Origin of the sequence: Escherichia sp. MR, assembly GCF_005280595.1 — a bacterium.
GTDB classification, from domain to species: Bacteria; Pseudomonadota; Gammaproteobacteria; order Enterobacterales; family Enterobacteriaceae; genus Escherichia; species Escherichia ruysiae.
Genome location: NZ_SZVK01000120.1, coordinates 1 through 1346 on the forward strand (window position 1 = coordinate 1; position 1346 = coordinate 1346).

1 protein-coding gene is annotated in these 1346 nt (G+C 60.6%); it reads right to left on the reverse strand.

All coding sequences use genetic code 11. The annotated features are described in order from the left end of the window. Positions 1–1346: tetratricopeptide repeat protein (locus FC814_RS22470; RefSeq protein WP_137326489.1), on the reverse strand; the 1346-nt coding region annotated here is incomplete at both ends.

Genomic DNA, 1346 nt, shown 5'->3' on the forward strand with positions numbered 1-1346 from the left:
TCACTGCGAAAGAACATCCGTCCGTCAGAATACGGTGCATCCACCTGCAACATGGTGGTGTGCGCTTTCAGGTCGGAGTAACCACCGGTGCCGCTCGATCCCCAGTAGTCGTGCTCCAGGGTGACGTTAAGATCCTGCTGACGATAGAGATCCGCCGCATCGCTGCGCACGCCGCGCTTCAGCCAGTCGTCCTTCTCATCGTTACGGGTCAGACAGGTAAAGGTGTCGTTATCCTGCGGACGCGTCGTGGTCACACCGGATGCGACCATCGCGTCTTTGTAGGTTTCCAGCGCCTGCTCCGGATCGCCCGCCTGCGCTTCAAACCCTGCACCATCACGCAGTACCATCGCACTTTCCATCGACGGCGGCTGAGATTTTGCCTGCGGGATCAGCTTGTTAAACGTCTGCGCCGCCGCCGCAGTATCGCCAAGCTGCGCCTGTACCAGCGCCACGCGCCGCTGTGTATTCAGTGAGGTATTGTCGGTGGCGGGCAGTTTCGCCAGCTGACTGCGTGCCGCCGCTTTGTCACCGGCGGCGATATCCACTTCCGTCAGGCCAAGAATGGCATCAACGTTAGCTGGCTCCCGCGTCAGGACATTCTGATACGCCGCGCGGGCGGCGGTGTCATCACGTCGCTGCTGCGCCCAGTCGGCCAGGGTGAGGTCAATGCGCGTGGACGGTGGCTGTTGGCGCAGCATCGCTTCCGCTTCTGCCTCTTTGCCGCTTTCACGCAGGCGGCTGGCAGTTTCCAGTACCTGATCGCTTTGCAGGCGGTTTGCCAGTTCCTGAATATTGCTGTTCCACTGCGCGCGCGGCAGGCTGTTGATATGCGCCAGCGCGGCTCTGTCCTGGTCGTGACCGGAAAGATACAGTCCGTAAGCGTAAACCTGCTCCGGGTCGTTCGGCTTCTGTTGCGCCAGATTGCGCATTAACGTATCGGCCTGGCTGCGTTGTCCGGCCTGCCAGAGATCCTGCGAAAGCCGGTAAGTAATCCACACACTGCCGGGATCGAGCGCCAGTCGCTGACGCTGAAGTGCTGCCGCCTGCGCCCATTTACCCTGATTTTCCAGTGCCTCTGCCTGCTGTGATAAACGCGTGTTTTGCAGGCTGCGTTCGATGTCATCAACGCTGCGCCGCTGGCTGGCAGAGAGCGAGGCAATAAACGCTTCGGCTTTTTCCGGCGACTGCTGGCGATAAAGATTCGCCAGCCCGCGCACGGCGTTAGTGTTGCCGCTGTCCATGCGCAGCGTCTGCTGGTAATAGCATTCAGCGGCGGGATAATCTTTGCGCGCCATCGCCACATCGCCCAGCCCCAGCACCGCATAGCTGTCGGCGTTATCGACATT